The sequence below is a fragment of the candidate division WOR-3 bacterium genome (assembly GCA_039802205.1).
GTDB lineage: Bacteria > Hydrothermota > Tepidihabitantia > SM23-42 > JAOAFX01 > JAOAFX01.
Map to the genome: position 1 here is coordinate 26,085 of JBDRWD010000010.1, position 19,821 is coordinate 45,905.

Genomic DNA, 19,821 nt, shown 5'->3' on the forward strand with positions numbered 1-19,821 from the left:
ATGACTATAAGACCAAAACCTTGCGTAAGGCAATTAAATAAAAATGGGATCCAGGATATAGGAACTGTTATAATATCTATTTGCACTATAATCCTTTTTGCGGGGCCGATGATTGAAAATTCTCTTAATCTTGGGACACTGGAGGCAGCAGAAATTTTACTGAACCCATTCTTGATTGACACAAACCTTAACAATGAACCTACCCCACCCTATGCCCAATATCAACCTGCAGTTGCCTTTGATGGCACTAACTACCTAGTTGTATGGCTGGATGCTCATATTTGGGGAGCGCGGGTGACTCCCACAGGAGTTGTCTTGGATACCAATCAAATACTTATCTCTACTACTCCCTCTACCAATTATTTCCAACCACTCGCAGTTGCTTTTGATGGTTCAAACTACCTCGTAGTGTGGGTTGACATAAGAGATACCGCAAATATGGATATATATGGAGCGCGGGTGACTCCAACAGGGGTTGTTTTAGATCCTAATGGAATCCGTATCTCCAGTTCACCATACAGGGAGGAGCAACCATCAATTGCCTTTGATGGGACGAACTATCTTGTGGTGTGGGTATATTGGGTTAATTATGGTTATGAAGGATACATATATGGTGCCCGTGTTACGCCTGCTGGTGTGGTTTTAGACCCGAATGGAATACCTATCTCTACTGCACCTGTATACAGATTTCATCCATCAGTCGCATTTGATGGTACAAACTATTTAGTCGTCTGGGATGATGCCCGGAATACTGGCGGCCACTATTGCGACATCTATGGGGCACGCGTCGCTCAGAATGGAACTGTTCTGGACCCAGGGGGTATATTGATTTCAGGTATAACAAGCAACTATCATGATCAATTTCCGTCAGTTAGTTTTGGTAGAACGAACTATTTGGTAGTATGGCAGTCGTTCCGAAGCGGTGGGATAAATTTTCTTTTCAGTGCAGTGGTAAGCCCGAATGGAACTGTTATTGATACTAACCATTATTATTATGAGATAATTGGGACCCAACCAAAGATTACTTTCACTTTTCCTTCGTATACAGTTGCATATACTCATAATAATGATATCTATGGGTTACATCTGGATACCGTTGGGAATATAATGGATACCTTCCATATTTCTAATCAAGATGGCTTACAGTTTCAACCAGCACTTGCTTGCGGACCTAATAATCAGGTTCTTATCACATATTCAGGGTGGACTGATTCTATTAATCATCAGTCCGTAAATACACAACGGATATGGGGAGTAATATCCCCCGAATTGAAGATTAGTGAGAACAACTCTTCGTTTCTAAATAGCCTTTTTCAAGCGTACCCGAATCCTTTTGTAAACAGGATAGACATAAGGCTGACTCCAAGTATAAATAATAATCTTTTAACTTGGACAGATCTTCACATCTATGACGTGGATGGCAGGTTGATAAAAACTTTCGCCCTTACGCCGCAAACCTCCTATCTTACCTGGTCAGGAGTGGATGAACAAGGAACACCAGTGGCACCAGGGGTTTATTTCATGGTCCTGAGAGCAAAAAACCATATCCTTTTGACCAAAAATATTATAAAAATGTAGAGTGGGTGGACTAAATTGTGTATATGTAAGGTGGTTTGATGAGGTTAAAATATTACATTCTGACAAATTTTCTTTTGTTATTAAATCTTTTGGCACAAACCCAGCGATGGGTTGCCCGCTATAATGGACCGGCAAATCTCGTTGACGGTGGCAATGCGATCGTGGTGGAACCTAGCGGGAATGTTTATGTTACTGGCCGGAGCGGTGATTCACCATCCACATTTGAATGCACTACTATTAAGTATGATTCTATGGGGAATGAAAGGTGGGTTAGAAGATACCATTTTGCACCCTCATTTTACAATGACACTGGCTGGGGGATTGCCATAGATCCCTTTGGTTATCTCTATGTCATTCTTTCAAGCACAACTCCTGACTCGTATGATGACATCGCAGTTATCAAATACGACAGTTTAGGTAATCTTATCTGGGTAAGACGATATAACGGTCCCGGTAATGACTATGATTGGCCATTTGATATTGCAGTTGACTGCTTTAGCAATGTCTATATTACGGGCAGAAGCATCGGTGATGGTACAGGCTTCGATTATGTCGTGATAAAATTAGATTCTGCCGGCAATGAAAAGTGGATAAGGAGGTATAACGGCTCTGGCAATAATACCGATGAAGCATATAGCATCGCTGTTGATCGCCATGGCAATGTCTTTGTAACGGGTGTTTCAATCAATCTTGTAGGTAACTTAGACTTCGTTACAATAAAGTATGACTCGCTGGGCAACGAGCGTTGGGTTAAAACCTATAATTCACCCAACAATTTAAATGAATATGGTGCAACACTTGCAATTGATAGTTCAAGTAATGTCTATGTCTTTGGAGGCACATGGAGTTTGGGCACATTTCCCAGCGATTATATTTTGATTAAATATAACGCTATGGGCGATACAGTCTGGACCCGCCGTTATAATGGTCCAGCTAATGGTGATGATCGCCCAGCGAAGATTGTATTTGATCTAAGAGGCTACGTCTATGTAACAGGTTCAAGTTATACCGATGCATCAAGCCAAACTGATTTTTGCACAGTAAAATATGATACTAATGGTAATGTTTTATGGGTGAGGCGCTATAATGGCCCGGGCAGTGGCAATGATCAACCCAAAGCAATAACTGTAGATTCGTATGGAAATATCTATGTAGCTGGCAAGTGCAGGGGACCAGTTGATGATGATTATGCCACAGTAGTGTATGATTCAATTGGGCATCAGCTCACAGCCCAGGTCTATGATGGCCCAGGAGACTGGGAGGATGCTGCTCAGGACATTGTAGTTGATCCACATGGGCATTTTTTCATCACTGGATTTAGCGGTGGAATTAATAGCGCCTATGATTTTACTACAATCTGTTATTCTTTAAATTGGGTCCCCATCTGCAGTAATAGTCGCAAAATTATTGTTTCGTCCGAAATCTGCCTTACCCTTCTTGGCCGGAATTCTTCATACATCTACAAAAATATGAAAATTTATGACATTGCTGGTCGCCTTATTGACCCTTCTAATTTAAAGACCGGGATTTATTTCATTAAGATGGATGCACGAAACTGGTATAAGGTTATTAAAATTGATTAAAAATTTAATTTTAGATATGAAGAAGAATAGTACTATAGGTGGGTTTTTGCTAAAAATTTCTTTTACTTTAATTTTAATGGAAGTTTTAATTCCCTTGAATATATACAAGAGCTAAGTTAAATCAAGGGAAGAAGTTATAGTTGAAAGAGGTATTATGAATTTCGCTATTATATTGACCAAACTGACGCTGAACGGTGCTGATTTCCCCGTTGTAAATTTGATTACATCCGAAACGTATCCTTGTGCGATATATGCTAATAATTTATACTATGCCTTCTGGGTTGACTCTCGTTCTTCACCAATATTCTCATTATATGGTGCCCGTATATCTACAGGTGGCGTCGTACTTGACCCTAATGGAAAATTCCTATTTGGAGATAGTGTAAATACTCCAAGGGTTGCCTACGATGGAACGAATTTTCTCGTTGTCTGGCATGAAGGGCGTTGAAGTTATGGTGATATCCGCGGAGTGCGTGTCACTCCTGATTGTGATACAATAAATTCTTTTTACATCTACTACGATGGTCCAACACCTGTGCAGAACTCGCCTGACATTACTTTTGGAGGCGGTAATTACTTTGTTGTCTGGGGCGATGGCAGGAGTTTAAATTATCAAATCTATGGTACCCGTGTAACCCCGGCTGGTTCTGTCCTTGACCCTGGTGGTATCCTGCTCAGTCGCAATCCAAATGCGAATTATTCTTACCCTTCTGCTGATTGGGGGGGCACTCGGTATTTCGTCGTTTATGGTAATTATGCACCTTCGCCTTTTGTTTTATACGGAAGATTTATCAATACAAATGGCAGTCCTGCAAGTGATACAATCAGACTGGCAGCCGCCAACGGCCCTATTTATCACACCGATGTAGCTTATAGTGGGACGAACTTTATGGTTATCTGGGTTGAAATGCCGTCCCCATGTATACTTAAAGGTGTAATTGTATCAAATAATGGCATACCAATCGTTAATGCATTTACGATTGCAACGGGTGTCAATTATGATAAGTCAGCGCATGTCATTTTTTTTCAATGGAGTAAATTATTTTGTAACTTATTCCCGGCAAAATGGCACTATCTATGAACTCTGGGGACAGCACTATAATACTACTGGTTCTCCTGTTGGCAATGTGGTTAGAATTACATCAACCCCTTACAGTGCTATATATGGTGATATAGATGTTGGCACAAATAGTCGTTACCTCAATGTCTGGGGAGAATACAGAATGAACAATTATGATATCTATGCTAATATTGATATTGAGATGGTTGCTATAAGAGAGGAGATAGATAGGGGTAAAACCACCAACCCTCTTAAAGCAACCTTCGTGAAAGACTTGATTGAACTTGTAAATACCGATGAGGAAGCAGAAGTGCTTGATGTCACTGGAAGGTATTTGGGGAGAACCAATAAAGGTCTGTATGATTGTTCCTGTTTAAATACTGGTACCTATTTTATCCTTATGAAACCACGTAGAAATTTTAAAGTAATAAAAATAAAATAGGTATTTTAGGAAAATGTGGTTTGAAAGTTCTATAGCTCTGCATTTTGCTCTATGCCACTTATTAATACAATTAGGCATGGTAAGTGGTTAAGGCCAGAAAGGAGGAGTGTATGATATTATTTATTCTATCCATTCTTTCTTTTCAAAATATTGCGCAAACCTATTCAGGGTTTGATTCCTTGAATGTTCGGTTTGTTGGCAATTGGCCATTTGGCCCTTCTTTTGCCGTTGGCTATGATTCTTCTAGACGCTTTATCATCCTCGGTTCAGGTGGTGGTATTGATATTTTTGATTTTTCAAATCCAACCAATCCTGTTAAAATCTCGGAAATTCGCACAAGGGGGATTGTGCGGAGTCTTTTTTATAAAAACAGACTTTATATTGCTGATGATAGAGGCGGCCTTGAGATATGGGAGATAACCAATCCAGGTAATCCAACGAGATTAGGCAGATGCTTTACACCATCCTATCCTTACGATGTATATGTAGCAGGAAATTACGCATATGTGGCTGATTTAGGGGGAGATCTTAGAATAATTAATATTTCAGTCCCTAACAATCCATTTGAGGTGGGGTCTTGTTCTTTTCCCGGTTATGCCTATGGGGTTTATGTTTCAGGTAACTATGCCTTTGTTGCTGCCGGAACTTCAGGATTGAGAATAATTGATATTTCAGATCCTGTGCATCCCAATGAGGTTGGGTACTATGATACACCAGACTGGGCCGAAGATGTTTATGTAAAGGATAGTTTTGCATATATTGCTGATGGATCTTCAGGATTAAGGATCATAAAAATTTCTAACCCTCAAAATCCTTATGAAGTAGGATATTGGGATACCCCGAACTATGCTATGGCTGTTTATTTATCAGGTAACTATGCCTATATTGCGGATCAAGATTCAGGATTGAGAATAATTTATGTTTCAGATCCTGCTCACCCTGTTGAAGTAGGATTCTGCGATACACCCGGGTATGCAAGTGATGTTTATGTTTCGGGAAATTATGCCTTTGTAGCAGATAAACATGGTGGTTTGAGGGTTATAGACATCTCAAACCCTTCCAATCCATACGAAATTAGCGCATATAAAACCCAAAGCGATGCATTTGGTATTTTCGTATCGGGAAATTACGCATACATCGCTGATGGTTTTGCTGGGTTGAGGATATTAGATATTTCAAATCCTAACAATCCATTTGAGTTGGGGGCTTGTTCCTTCCCCGGTTATGCCTATGGGGTTTATGTTTCGGGTAACTATGCCTATGTTGCTGCCGGAACTTCAGGATTGAGAATAATTGATATCTCAGATCCTGCCCATCCTGTTGAGATAGCCTACTATGATACACAAGGATGGAGTAGAAATGTTTACGTTTCTAACAACTATGCCTTTATTGCAGATGAGGATATGGGTGTGAGAATAATAAATGTTTCAAATCCTCTAAATCCCTATGAAGTAGGATTTTACATCACCCCAAGTTACGCGTATGATTGTTATGTTTCAGGGATATATGTCTATGTTGCAGATTATTATACTGGTTTGGTAATCCTAAATGTATCCGACCCTTCTAATCCAATCTTTGTAGCAACCTGCAATTTGCCAAGTTATGCCTACGGCGTGTACGTTTCTGGCAATTATGCTTTTATGGCTCAATATTTTGCTGGTTTGTGGATAATAGATGTGTCAGAACCTTCAAATCCTCGTGTAGTAGGAAGTTACAACACAGATGCTGCGCGGGATGTTTATGTTTCTGGTAATTACGCTTATTTAGCAGATGGAAGCACTTTACGAATGATTGATATTTCAGAACCTACGTCTCCTTCTGAAAGGGCACATTATACTACACCAAGTAATGCCACCTGTGTTTTCCCGCATAGTTATATATATGTGGCTTGCGCTGAAGCTGGGGTACAGATCTATGAAAGTTCTATAGTGCAAACAGAAGAAAATCATCTATTTTTTAATATCATCAGCTCACTCTCTATGCCAAATCCGATAAGGGATAATATCGATCTATTTCTTCCAGAACAAGCAAGGCATATAGAAATAATAGAATTGTATTCTCTCTTAGGAGAAAAGATAAAATCTTGGAAACTTCCAAGTGCTATAATGCAGAATCTTTCATTGCCTGTTAAAGGAATCGCCCCTGGAATTTACTTCCTTAAACTGAAAAACAAAGTATTCAAAGTCATAATTTTAAAGTAAAAATCTCAAAGTGAAATTTCTATATGGTTGATTTTGGTAGCACTGACGGTCCTCATTTTTGAGCAGGCGTCGTTCTCCGAAGTGGAAAGTGTTTTGTGCATTTTTTTAATCTAAGTGCCGGTTAAACTTCAAACCATAAAACTATCCAACTATCAGACTATGAGACTATCCGACAAATTTTTCGCTTCTTCTGAATCAGGAACAATCTTCAAGACCTTCTGCAAAATTTTTCGCGCGTTATTTTTATTTCCATGTTCAAGACAGCTCTTGGCAAAATTTATCGCCTCAGTCTCAAACTGACTCAAAATCTTAAATCTCATATCCACCGACCAGTTGTCAAAGTTCTTCTTAAACGGTTCGCCACGGAATAGTCTAAATGCCCGCAAATACTCTTTGCGAGCAAAACCCCATTCCCCTGCCCGCTGTAGTGCCTTTGCTCGTGCAAGGGTCTCGTTGAATTCCTGATGGTCAGTGGTAAAATAAAGATTTTGATTGATCAAATAAGATTCACCATCCTGCCGCTTTATCTCTAAATAATGGGCAGGAATCTTTAATTGCTTCTTTATCCGCACAAGAATATGTGAAAATAACCTTGCAGGGTTAGAACGATTTTGCCAGAAATTTTTATATAATTCATCTAAATTCAGCGATTTTTCCGGCTCATTGATTCTGAATATTATAAACAAAAGTATTGCGGTATCTTTGGGTGCAAGATGGAAATTGAGATATTTTTGATTGCGAAAGACGGTTATTCTGCCTAATAGATTGATATGATAGACATCGGCTTTTGTATTAAATATTGGCAGACGCAAGATTGCCCGGGGTAGATAAGTTGGTTTATTTTTTTCAATCCTTTTTTGAACAATTTCAGGATAAGAGAATAGATACCGATAAAAATGAAACTTCACTCCTTTTCTTAAGGCAAACTGATAAGCAGAAGAGTACCCCCTGTTTTTCAACAACCAGGCAAGTTTGAATGTTGATAATCTCAAAAGTTCTTTATCTTCAGGAATTTTTTGCAAGAGAATGTTAGTCACCCATAATTGCCTTTTCATTTTTCTTTTTTTCAAAAATTTTTTCAAGTTAACCAATAACAACTTTGCTTTTTCTTTTTCACCAAGGCACATATAAACGCCCGCCATCGCAACATAACTATTGAAGATATCAAGTATCAAATTTGCTTCAGTTGACAGATTTAAAGCCTCTGCTGCCAGATTTAACGCTTTTTGAGGATCCCCTTCAATTAGAGCAAAATGGGATTGATAACGAGATAATTGTGCATTCTTAGCCCAATCAACAATTTCTGCTTTATTTAATGACTTCTGGGCATTATCTTTATCACACCTTAATAGGTGAATGAAGATTGCGATCAGAGTGTCTATCATTTTCTTTGTATTGATGTCAACTCCATCAGCTGCTTTTTTGAGCAGGAGATATGCCCTGTCATAATTTTCAAGATTGATAAATTCAACCGCTAAATTATAGAGAAGATAACCTGAATGATTCCTGTGATAGGAGACTAACCGGTAGCAATACTGGGCGATTTTTATTGCCTGTTTAATCTTCAGTTCCTGCGTTAAGTAAGCACACTTTGAAAGGAGTAAACTGAAATATACCGGAAATAGATCTTTTGGATATTTCTTTCTATGGGGTATTAAAGATAATACTTTTTCTGTCCATAATTTCCTTTCTTTTAAGCTTCCATACCAGAAAAGTGTAGAAGTTAATACGACACCGGCTCTTAATGCTGAATAATACCATTTGTTTTTAATAAATCTTTGATAAATTTTTTTTGCCTTTTTGATATAATCCAGAATGGGCATCTTACCAAATTGCATTATCAATTTTTCAAGCTGGCACCTTGAATTAAGTAACTCATCGGGTAGTTTGAGAATCAAATCGTTTCTGGGTAGCCAGGTAATTGAATTTACAATCTGTGCTGATTCTTTTAGCCTTCCTTTATTAAAAAGATATTCTGCCTGTTCTAATTTTACTTTTGCTTCTTTTGTTAGCGGAATAAAGTCCATGAAATCATTGGATAAATTATCTTGAATAAACCCACAATAACCATTCTTGCGCCAGATATTCCATATTCCTCTACAGGTGACAAATATTCCCTTTTTGGCTAATAATCTCTGTGCCTGACTGAGTGTGAGATAAGGATATTTTTCCTTCAGATTGATTATAAAATTTTCTTTTTTCACGGAAAGGCGCTTATAGTGCCTATAAAGGGGAAATCCCTTATGCCCTGATTTTTTATATTCTTTTATCCATTTGAAAACCGTCTGATAATGGAGGTTAAATTTCTGGGCAGTTTTTCTAACCGAGGATTTATTTTGGAAATACTCCTCAATAACTGGATAGAACAAATACCGTTTGTTATGCATGATTGGTAAAATATAATCAAAATTTGAAGAATGTCAAGTGGGGGAAAAATAAGCCTTATAAAATCCGCAATTTACTATATTCTACTAATCTTTATATTAAAGAGAAAGACACAGTCGGCGGTAAAATAGGGTCAAAAGGGGGTCCTATGAAAAATAAATATTGTTTGTTACTCGTCATATTAGCATTTAAAATAGGAACAACTCAATCGGTGAGTCTGCCCTGGATTTGGTTAAACCCGTTGCCATCGGATAACGGCTTTAGCGATTGCTATGCGATTGATAGCAACACTCTCTTTATTGTTGATTATGAGCAGGCTTTGGTATATAAGACCACCGACGGTGGGTTAACTTGGACCACAAAGTGGGTGCCGTATCCGGATAGTGTTTCTAACTACTATCGTTTTTTAGGCATTGATTTTCCTACGCCGAATGTCGGTTACATAGGTGGAGTAAGTAATAGTACTGCAATTATTCTTAAAACAACTGACCAGGGAGAAAATTGGAATTATGTTCTTTTAGGTGTCTCAGGAGGGCTTTATGATATTGACTTTCCACAGGGTAATCCAGATGTGGGTTATGCGGTTGGTACACAATCCATTATTTTAAAGACAACAAATGGGGGTGCAAACTGGGTGACACAAACAAATCCTGGGGCAACAAACCAGGTCTTAAGGGCCGTCCATTTTCCAATAAATGCCGATACTGGATATGCAGTTGGAGGGTGGAATACCTATGATACATTATATCCATTGCTACTTAAAACGACTGATGGCGGTCAAAACTGGATAGAACAGACAAGTCCTGTTCCTGGTGGCTATCATAGTTTATATTTTTGCAACAATAATATTGGATATGCCTGCGGAAGTATTGAAGGATACGGTGGCACAAATCCAAAGGCAGTAATAATCAAAACAACAAATGGTGGTAATAACTGGCAATTAATCTACAATAAACCTAATGAATATGTGAAAGGAATTTATTTTCTAACAATCTCGTTAGGATTTGCCTTTATAGTAAAGGCAAGTGGTGGCACATATTCGTCTCTAATCCGAAAAACTACAAACGGAGGTAATACCTGGGATTCTATTATTCCACCTCAAAGATGTGCTGTGCATTATAAATTCTCATTTAGTTTCGCCAATCAGCAGATTGGATATGGTGTGGGTTCTGATTATGATATTAATTTTAGTCCTGGGAGGATTTTCAAAACGACAAATTGCGGAGCATCGTGGTTTTCTCTTAAAAAAGGACCTGATGTTACACTTTGGGCGGTAGATTTTCCTGAAAATGACCAGATTGGATATGCGGTCGGTGACTCTGGATATATTCTTAAAACATCGGATGGCGGATTAAATTGGGTTCGGCAATTCACCGGAACTGCCCAAAGATTCAGGGATGTTCATTTCGTTAATAATCTGACAGGGTTTGCTGTAGGTGAAAACGGGGTTTTATTTAAGACTACTAATGGAGGGAATACTTGGATTCCTAAGAATTCCACTACCACGATGCGGTTGAATGCAGTAAAATTTGTGAATGAACAGATTGGATATATCGCAGGCGGCGGGATTTGGCCCTTTTATGATTCAGGAGCGGTAATATTAAAGACAACGAACGGCGGCGATACTTGGGCAAACCAAAACATACAGTATAACACGCCAATCCAGGATTTGTTTTTCTTTAACGGAGATACCGGTTATGCGGTTGCCGGTCCTTCGCCAGAAGGTGCGCCAACTGCTGCAATTATATATAAAACCACAAATGGAGGACAAAACTGGGTTGTGAATTATGTGCCACCGCAACAACAGGGGAAGGTTTTCTATGCGATAGACTTTCCTGTGAATAGTCAAGTCGGTTTCGTAGGTGGAGTTATAGAAAACCAGCAGGTCTATAAGGTGAAGATTTTAAAGACCACTAACAGCGGAAGTTCCTGGCAACAGATTATTATGGAGGTTTCTGGTGATAATTCAACAAGTGCGATAGGAACTTTGTCATTCCGAGATAATTTCATTGGCTATGCAGCACCCGTAAGGAGTGAATATAATAATATTTATAAAACGAACGACGGTGGGTTAACCTGGAGAAGACATATTGTACCAACACGCCATGTAATTTACGACATATGCGCTATCAAAAATACTGACATAGTTTATGCAGTTGGCCCCCGCGGCATGATTCTTAAAACGACAAACGGCGGTTCGGTCTGGATTGAAGAAAAAAATGATGATGAAAAATTGGTTGCAAGGAATGGAAATGAGATACTGAAGGTTTATCCAAATCCATTCAGGAACAATGTCCATATCAGATGCAGGATACACGATACAGGATACATGATAAAGATTTACGATATTTCGGGACGTGTTGTAAAATCTTTCAATCTTGAATCCTGTATCCTGAATCATGAATCCAGTATCACCTGGTTTGGAGATGACAATATGGGTAACAATTTGCCCACCGGAGTCTATTTTATCGTGCCTGAGGATAAGAGCTTTTCGCCCGTGCGGGTGGTGAAGATAAGATAAAAACCCGACCCCCTTTCTGGACCCCTGGGGTGCCTTCGGGCATCCCATGGGATTTAAAACTTTATTTTTTAAGGATGGCTTGACTTGGGATTATTTTCCTGTATAATTGCTTATGATTAAAAAGAGGGTGATTAAACATGATATCCATTCCCTGATTTCGGATTTAAAGGAGGCGTTATATACTGATGCAGAGATAATTTTTGCCTACATTTTTGGGTCTTATGGTATTGGTAAACCAACATTCCTCAGTGATATTGATATAGCTTGTTATCTTTTGACAAATAGAGACCAGTTCACCAAAAAACTCGCGCTCATAGAAGTGATAACTTCTGCCCTTAAAACTGATGAGGTAGATTTAGTTTTTTTAAATAACGCACCGATTGTGCTATGCTATCAGGTATTAAAAACCGGCAAATTGTTATTCTCTAAAGATGAAAGACTACGGTTAAATTTTATAAAGAATGTATATGATTTTTATTGCGATGCCGAGCCATTAAGGGTTTCTGCTGAGGCAAATTTGATCAAAAGAATAAAGGAGAACCAAATTGGCATTAGGCAGTGATATTGTCAAGCGAATTGAACGGATTGAAGAGGCCTTGAGAAGGCTTGAAGAGATAAGGCAATTATCCTTAGACCAATTCTTGAACGATTGGAAATCTCAAGATGCGAGTCTTCACAATCTTCAGATAGCAATTGAAGGGTGTCTGGACATTGGAAATTATATTATTGGTTTAATCGGGGCTAAGTCTCCGGATACCTATGTTCAGATTGTTGAAATTCTTGGAGAGGAAAAAGTTATACCGAGAGATTTTTTGGAGACCGCGAAAAATATGGCGAGATTTAGAAATATAATTGTCCACGATTATTTATATCTTGACCTTCAAAAGGTATATTCGTTTCTTTTAAAACTCAATGATATTCGCCAATTTCTCAGGTATTTAGTTGAGTACCTTGAGATGAGAAGATAAACTGCATTTTTGTTCGATTACCTGTAGAAAATTTGAAGAAAAGTTTTCACCAATATCTTACCCTTATAACATTCTAATATGTTAGAATGTAAAAACGGTGAATTGGCGGATAAAAGGCTTATACCTTAACTCCAGTCATCAAACCACGAGCATAATTCTCATACCGTTCGGATAAATCCGAAAGGAGATATGGTAGCTGGGTTTAGGTTTGGAAATGGGAACTGTCTTTATTTATTTGTTTGGACTGCGAAACAATGTAGGGCAAGACTTTAGCCTTGCAACGAAAATAAGCAAACCTAAAGGTTTGCTTTACAGTGTTATAAGACTATCAGGCAATCAGACTATAAGATTATCTGACAATTTCCTTGCTTCTTCTGAATCAGGGATTATTTTCAAAACCTTTTGCAAAATTTTTCGCGCGTCATTTTTATTTCCATGTTCAAGACAGCTCTTGGCAAAATTTATCGCTTCAGTCTCAAACTGGCTCAAAATCTTAAATCTCATATCCACCGACCAGTTATCAAAGTTCTTCTTAAACGGTTCGCCACGGAATAGTCTAAATGCCCGCAAATACTCTTTGCGAGCAAAACCCCATTCCCCTGCCCGCTGTAGTGCCTTTGCCCGTGCAAGGGTCTCGTTGAATTCCTGATAGTCAGTGGTAAAATAAAGATTTTGATTGATCAAATAAGATTCACCAGCCTGCCTTTTTACCTCTAAATAATGGGAAGGAATCCTTAGTTGCTTCTTTATCCGCACTAAACTATGGGAAAAAAGCCGTGCTGGTTTAGGATTATTGTGCCAGAAATTTTTATATAGTTCACATAATTCCAATAATTTGTCAGGTTCGTATATTCTGGATACAATAAATAGAAGTATTGCAGCATCTTTTGGACTTAATCGTCCTTTCATATATTCTTGATTACTTAAGACGGTAATTTTCCCTAAAAAATTGATGCGATAAGCATAAGTTTTTGTATTAAAAATAGGCAAATGTAGGACAGCTGCGGGTAATTTGGTAGATTTGCCTTTAGAGAGTACATTAAGAACAAGATCAGGATAGAAAACAATGTGTTGTATAAAAAAGCCCATATACTTTTTCTTTGATGCATAATTTATAGCCTTTAGATAATCTCCGTTTTTCTTTGTTTTCCGTGCTTTGTTTAGTAATACTAATAGTTTCATTCTGGGCATTTCTTTAATTACCTCAGGTTTGATTTTTACTTCCATACCAGCAAAACTTTTCAAAGAGATCATTTCACGGTACATTCTGTATTTTCTGACCAGCGGAAGATATTTCAGAAGATAAACCATTGCCTCTTTTGGTTGGTTTAAAGCCATCGCTACCGCAGCTAACCCGATGGATGATGCAATCAATCTATTCAGAATCTGGTCACGGGTCGCGCTCTTTAGTGCATTCATATAGTGCTCACGCGCTCGGAAAATATCCCCACGGCTAAAATGATAATAGGCGTTTGCCAACCAGTAACTTCCACTAAATACTGTAGAATTTTTAATTGACCCGCAAAGATTTAGATATTTTCGGCATTCTTTGGTGTCACCCATTAAAGCTAAGCAACTTGCGATCTTCAAATTAAGACGGTCTCGCACAATAGGGTCTTTTGCGTACTCAACCGCCTTCATATAGCAGTGGTGAACAGTGATGTTATTTAATGTACGAGAAAGCATATCAGCAAAGGATTCCCAGTACAGTGCGTCGGGAAGTTGATATAACAATCGCCGGCATTTTTCAATTGCAGGACGGGCACGATGAACCATCAACAAATCAAGATAGGTATTTGCAAGTTGATGATAAAAATTAAAGCGTAGTGCGGGGTCACGCACATCTTTGATTCTTTTATGAAGAATAGAATGTATCACAAGTTTTTCCCTGGGACGTCCCAACCAGGTTAATGCAATAAGAACAAGAAAGTATGCCAGCATTGAGGACCAATAATAGTTCTCTTTCTCAAGCGTCCTTGCAATTTTTTTCGCATCTTCAGCAAAATCGGAAAAATTGGTATTTTCAAATCTTTTTTCAACTTGTAGGTAAAGTTTATCCAGTCTACGGCGGTATGATAGCATAGAATCTGGTATCGCCAATAAAATATCGGTTTCCGGTATGTAAAAAAGGTCATTAATAATTTTTGCCGCACTTTTAATTTTCCCTTGTTTCAAATAATCTTCAGCTTGTTTTACCTTCAATTCTAAATCGTCACTTTTTGAACAGAAGGTTGTTAATACATTATCTAATGGACGTCTTATCATATAACAACGGTTCCAGACGCGCCAAACTGTATTTTTAGAAACTTTTTCGCCATTTTGTTTAAGAATTTTGGTTGCTTTAATGATTGTTAAGCCAGGTTCCCTTTCTTTCAACATACATATTTTTTTCGCTAATGTGGATGGAATTCCGGCTCGCCCCGGGCTTCTATTAAGTGCCTTTATACCACCAGAATTATACCTACGAATCCAAAACCAGAGTGTTTTATAGGATATGCCAAATTGCTCAGCCGTTTTACGCAAAGAAAGTCCCTGCTTATAATATTTTTTGACTGCCTCAATCTTAGTTTGAAAAGATACTTTATTTTTGTGCAACATATAGGGAAATTATAACAAAAATGTAAAAAATTTCAAGAAGTCATTTTATATTTTTATAAAACATAAAAAATAGTGATTTTGCACGGCGGGGTTTTTACTTATTTGGACACCGAAATTTATAAAATATTTATAATATAATTTTACAACAAAAGGAGGCTTTTTATGAATAAATATGGTAAGTGGTTTATAGTATTAATAATCTGTCTCATGCAAAAAGTCTATGCTCAATCATGGGAGCCTGTTATGCCCATGAATGCAACTGTAAATATCAATGACCTGTGCTTTTTGAATGATGGTCTTCATGGATGGGCGGTTGGTTCGACAAGTGCTGGTGGCGAAGTTTATAGTGTGATACTGCGTACTGTAGACGGTTCTAACTGGTCAAGCATTGCTTTCAGCGACAGTAATATTACCGGGCTTACTGGTGTATGTTTTGTCAACGAAAATATTGGATGGATAGTAGGTAGTAATGGTCGTATTTATAAAACTACCGACGGAGGAAATAGCTGGGTAGCACAAGCCAGCCCGACAACCCGAAATCTATCTAAGGTTCATTTCATAGACTCGCAACATGGCTGGGCGTGTGGTGGCTGGGGTGATAACACGGCATATCTCGTAATTCGTACTACTAATGGTGGCACAACTTGGCAGAATCTTTCGTTCGGCAATACTGCTTATAGTTGTGATGACATCTATTTTGTTGATTCTCTAAACGGCTGGATCTGTGGCTACGACAATACAATAAATGGGCATATCCATCGCACAACCGATGGCGGTTTGACCTGGACTCGTCAAACCATACCCGCAGGTGTTGGACAGGTTGCGGCGATTGATTTTCCTACCGTGAACAAAGGCTGGGCAACGACTTCAAGCATATACGCAAATCCTGCTGGTGCGATTCTGTATACTACGGATGGTGGTGAGAACTGGGCAATACAGGGATATACAAATCTTGATTACAATAATTGTCTTGATTGTCAGGATACCATGCGCATTGCGATTTCGGCAAGTCAGGTTCTTACTCCATCATCAGCACGTGTGGTTGTTAGCACCAACGGAGGTAATAACTGGTCATCATACTCGCATTTGTTCAATAACTACTCAATGGGTATCCAGTATGTAGGTAATAATATCTGGGTGACCAGCAATGCAAGCCAGATAATCAAAAGCACGAATAACGGAGCAAACTGGCAATGGAATTACAATGCTGCGGGTTGGAAAGCCATTGCTTGGAGAGACTCTTCCAATGGTTATCTGATTACTGGAACTGATTATGGAAATGATGGCTATTGTTTGCGTTCAACTGATGCCGGTAATAACTGGTTTTATGACCCCAACACGCCAGGTGGTACCAAGATTCAATTTAAGGGTTTAAACTATGGATGGATATTAAAAGAAGGAAATTCCTCAGGTGTATACCGCACCACTAATGGCGGAGCAACATGGGTATACAATTCAATTGGTTCTTCAGCATGGATCGGTAGTATTTTCTTCGCAACCCAGGACTCAGGCTGGGCATGTGGGAGCAATGGTACACTGCGATTCACAAGTAATGGTGGGGCTTCCTGGTCAAGCCAATCACTCGGTACATCTTATTATGTAAGCGCGGTCTATTTTATCGACTCGCAGCGCGGTTGGGCATGCGGAGGTTATGGTGGGGATAATGGTTTTATTTACTACACGAGCAATGGTGGTGCGACATGGAATCCGCAAACACCGGCACAACCAGACCATTTTCAGGTTGCGTATTTTGTCAACCAGAATCTGGGTATACTTGGCTCATATAATGCAAGAGTACATCGTACTACAGACGGTGGTACAACCTGGACAGTGGTGCAGAGCCTTCCACATTATACGATTACCGATATAATAATGAAAGACACTTTGAATGGGTGGTTACTTGCTCATAATTATTGGGGTAGTAGCCCCGGGGATGACGGTAGGGGATTTATTTACAAAACAACGGATGGTGGTACAAGTTGGATACAGAGTTATGTGACCCCTCGTATTCGTTCTTTTTTAAACGACATTGCCCATCATTATGGTGATGTTTTCTGGACATGTGGATATCATTCCATCAATTTAAGATATAACCCGTGGACAGGTATATCACAGCAAGATTTACGCCGTGAAAATCGAGTTCAATTCCAGGCTGTACCAAACCCGTTCTCTCGAAGAACCTCAATTCGATTTTCGCTTTCTCACCCTGCATCAGTTGAGATTTCAATTTTCAATGCGCTCGGTAACCGTGTGAATGAGATTGCAAACAAAACGATGCCCTCGGGTACTCATGAATTTATATGGAACGGCAGGGATTGGAATGGTTTTAGTTGCGCGAACGGTCTTTATTTTTGCGTTATCAGAGTGGACGATTATGTTGAAACCCAGAAGCTGATCTTGATGAAGTAGAAGAGCTTATAATACAATAAGTTGCACAACTTTTTTTCTTATCTTGGGCATCCTGCCGAGATGTACTTCTGGGTGGACGCTATTAGATAATAATATCACTATTAAATTTTTCTTCGGGTCAGCCATAATCATTGTGCCGGTGAATCCGGTATGTCCGAATGCTGAATTGGATAAAATTCCTGGATAGGGATTCACCCACCAGCCAAGCCCCCTTTTTTCTTTGCCCCCGGTCCAGTCTTTAATCATTAATCTCAAAGTACTCGGTTTTACAATCTCACCATTTAAATATGCCCGCATTATTATAGCCAAGTTTTCGGCATTAGAAAATAATCCTGCATTTCCAGAAACACCATCAAATGCGTAGAAGCAATTTCCATCGTGTACTTCGCCTTTGATCAAATAATCACGCCATTTTATCTTTAATATATCACCATATTCTTTTGCCTTTTGTCTTTCATGTTCGTTTCCTAACTCAGTAGGAGCAATGTTTTTTATTTTTTTTGATGGATTGAACATTGTATTTTTCAAATGCAATCTTTTAAATATTTTTTCTTTACAAAATACATCCAGCCTTTGATTTGTAATTCTTTCAATCATCAATCCAAGAATGATATATCCTAAACAGGAATAAATGACTTCTTTTTTACCTGTATTCGCCCTGGAGAGATAATCAATCCTTTCCTGTGGATTGAGTAAATATAAGGGAAACCAGGCGGGCAAACCGGAGGTGTGGGTGAGTAATTCCTTTATTGTCTTTTTACCATTCGGTTTGTTTTTGAATTCAGGGAGATATTTTTCAATACAGTCATTAAGTTTAACCTCCTTTTCTTCAAATAGCAACATAACCGACATTGCAGTACATAAAGGTTTTGTCAGCGAGGCAAGGTCATAGATTGTATCTTTATCTAATTTTTCTTTCTTAGGAAAAATTTGCTGATAACCAAAGGCTTCAAAAATATAAACATCTTTGTCATTCCCAACCCATAACACCGCCCCAGGAATTTTTTTATATTTTACACAATTGTTTAAGTATTTGCAGACTTTAAGGAAGTTTACCATTGAATGATCGTTTAACTGTAGAAACAAGCCTATGGAAATTACGAAATTCACTAACTTTCAATTCCTCATTTAATAATTCCAAAGCGCGGGGGATATAATTTTTAAAATGTTTTTTGCCTTTATTCAGAGAAAGATTGGCGAATGCCCCCAGTGCTTGCATATGCCTTTGGATAGCAGTAAGCTGATAGGATGCAAGAAAATTATCTTTTGAGATTTTTATTCCTTTTTTGTTCAGACAATTTAAATAATAGGTTATCAGAATGTCCTCGCTTTTTTCATCGATCTCCACATAGGCATCCTTTAGTAGCGATGCCAGGTCATAGGTTAAGGGGCCAATCCGCGCCGATTGAAAATCTACAATTCTAATCTTACCATTTTTTACAAAAATGTTCTGGGATTGATAATCCCTATGCATCAAAAAATAACTTATTGATTTTATCGCCTCAACGAGCTTTTTACGTAATAATTCTAAATCCCCTTCTATTTCATAAATTTTCTCATCGGGTATCTGGCAATATTGCTTCAGAAAGAATTGTTTAAAATAATTCTGCTCCCAGATTATATGCTCACTGTCGTAATAATTATTTACCGGAGCCTTGGGGAAGCCATCAACCTGGAGTTTCACAAGTTCGACCACTGCTTTTTTATAAAAGTCCAACCAATTTGCAACCCTTCTACGCATTAATCCATATAACGAGTCCTTACCCAAATCTTCTACAATCGCATAACCATGGTGGTGTTCAATCAATTTAGGAACACCGATGCCCTTGTTATTGAGGTGTTTGAGGATTCTAACATACTCTGTAATATTTTCATCCCATATAAAAATGTAAGTTGAAGTTCCCTTCTTAATACGCCAGAATTTTCTTTCCGAGCCACCTGTGGTAATTTCTTCAACGAGTTCATAACCAGATTCACGAATTATTTCAGCTAATTCCTTCATAAATTGATGGGTAAGAATACAGTAAATCCTGAACATTAACCAGAGCGAAGGGCATATTAAAATTATATACTTTC

At 38.5% G+C, this 19,821-nt stretch carries 14 protein-coding genes; 10 read left to right on the plus strand and 4 right to left on the minus strand.

What is annotated here, in order from left to right:
- Nucleotides 1-108 precede the first annotated feature (108 nt).
- The 6 genes from ABIL39_03590 to ABIL39_03615 all read left to right on the plus strand — a co-directional run bounded on the left by ABIL39_03590 (nt 109) and on the right by ABIL39_03615 (nt 6,864).
- A complete protein-coding gene (locus tag ABIL39_03590; GenBank protein MEO0165203.1) occupies nt 109-1,578 on the plus strand; it encodes a T9SS type A sorting domain-containing protein in 1,470 nt (489 codons plus the stop codon).
- A gap of 38 nt (nt 1,579-1,616) precedes the next feature.
- Nucleotides 1,617-3,161, plus strand: a complete 1,545-nt coding sequence (locus tag ABIL39_03595; protein MEO0165204.1) for an SBBP repeat-containing protein — start codon at nt 1,617-1,619, stop codon at nt 3,159-3,161.
- 154 nt (nt 3,162-3,315) lie between these two features.
- The gene (locus tag ABIL39_03600; GenBank protein ID MEO0165205.1) at nt 3,316-3,609 is read left to right on the plus strand and encodes a hypothetical protein; all 294 of its coding nucleotides are present in this window, start codon (nt 3,316-3,318) and stop codon (nt 3,607-3,609) included.
- A 21-nt stretch (nt 3,610-3,630) separates the two neighbouring features.
- On the plus strand, nt 3,631-4,242 hold the full coding sequence (locus tag ABIL39_03605; GenBank protein MEO0165206.1) for a hypothetical protein: 612 nt from the start codon (nt 3,631-3,633) through the stop codon (nt 4,240-4,242).
- The gene (locus tag ABIL39_03610) at nt 4,175-4,663 is read left to right on the plus strand and encodes a hypothetical protein (GenBank protein ID MEO0165207.1); all 489 of its coding nucleotides are present in this window, start codon (nt 4,175-4,177) and stop codon (nt 4,661-4,663) included. The genes ABIL39_03605 and ABIL39_03610 overlap by 68 nt, the downstream gene beginning before the upstream one ends.
- A gap of 110 nt (nt 4,664-4,773) precedes the next feature.
- The gene (locus tag ABIL39_03615) at nt 4,774-6,864 is read left to right on the plus strand and encodes a hypothetical protein (protein ID MEO0165208.1); all 2,091 of its coding nucleotides are present in this window, start codon (nt 4,774-4,776) and stop codon (nt 6,862-6,864) included.
- A 152-nt stretch (nt 6,865-7,016) separates the two neighbouring features.
- On the opposite strand, the gene ABIL39_03620 is transcribed toward ABIL39_03615, so the two are convergent.
- Nucleotides 7,017-9,251 (minus strand): hypothetical protein, encoded by a 2,235-nt coding sequence (locus ABIL39_03620; protein MEO0165209.1) that lies wholly within the window; start codon nt 9,249-9,251, stop codon nt 7,017-7,019.
- A 146-nt stretch (nt 9,252-9,397) separates the two neighbouring features.
- On the opposite strand from ABIL39_03620, the gene ABIL39_03625 reads away from it, so the two are divergent.
- The 3 genes from ABIL39_03625 to ABIL39_03635 all read left to right on the plus strand — a co-directional run bounded on the left by ABIL39_03625 (nt 9,398) and on the right by ABIL39_03635 (nt 12,738).
- Complete coding sequence (locus ABIL39_03625; GenBank protein MEO0165210.1) at nt 9,398-11,770, plus strand: YCF48-related protein; 2,373 nt, start codon at nt 9,398-9,400, stop codon at nt 11,768-11,770.
- 112 nt (nt 11,771-11,882) lie between these two features.
- Nucleotides 11,883-12,332 (plus strand): nucleotidyltransferase domain-containing protein, encoded by a 450-nt coding sequence (locus ABIL39_03630; GenBank protein ID MEO0165211.1) that lies wholly within the window; start codon nt 11,883-11,885, stop codon nt 12,330-12,332.
- Complete coding sequence (locus ABIL39_03635; protein ID MEO0165212.1) at nt 12,316-12,738, plus strand: DUF86 domain-containing protein; 423 nt, start codon at nt 12,316-12,318, stop codon at nt 12,736-12,738. The genes ABIL39_03630 and ABIL39_03635 overlap by 17 nt, the downstream gene beginning before the upstream one ends.
- A 336-nt stretch (nt 12,739-13,074) precedes the next feature.
- Here the strand turns inward: ABIL39_03635 and ABIL39_03640 are convergent, their stop codons facing one another.
- Nucleotides 13,075-15,336, minus strand: a complete 2,262-nt coding sequence (locus tag ABIL39_03640) for a helix-turn-helix domain-containing protein (protein ID MEO0165213.1) — start codon at nt 15,334-15,336, stop codon at nt 13,075-13,077.
- A 162-nt stretch (nt 15,337-15,498) separates the two neighbouring features.
- Between ABIL39_03640 and ABIL39_03645 the strand changes: the two genes are divergently transcribed.
- Nucleotides 15,499-17,745 carry a YCF48-related protein gene (locus ABIL39_03645; protein MEO0165214.1) on the plus strand — a complete coding sequence of 749 codons (2,247 nt, stop codon included), beginning with the start codon at nt 15,499-15,501 and terminating at the stop codon, nt 17,743-17,745.
- Between the two features lie 6 nt (nt 17,746-17,751).
- On the opposite strand, the gene ABIL39_03650 is transcribed toward ABIL39_03645, so the two are convergent.
- Together ABIL39_03650 and ABIL39_03655 are read right to left on the minus strand one after the other, a co-directional pair.
- Entirely contained in the window at nt 17,752-18,804 is a 1,053-nt protein-coding gene (locus ABIL39_03650) for a serine hydrolase (GenBank protein ID MEO0165215.1), read from the minus strand.
- Nucleotides 18,788-19,747 (minus strand): phosphotransferase, encoded by a 960-nt coding sequence (locus ABIL39_03655; GenBank protein MEO0165216.1) that lies wholly within the window; start codon nt 19,745-19,747, stop codon nt 18,788-18,790. The genes ABIL39_03650 and ABIL39_03655 overlap by 17 nt, the downstream gene beginning before the upstream one ends.
- Between the last annotated feature and the right edge of the window lie 74 nt (nt 19,748-19,821).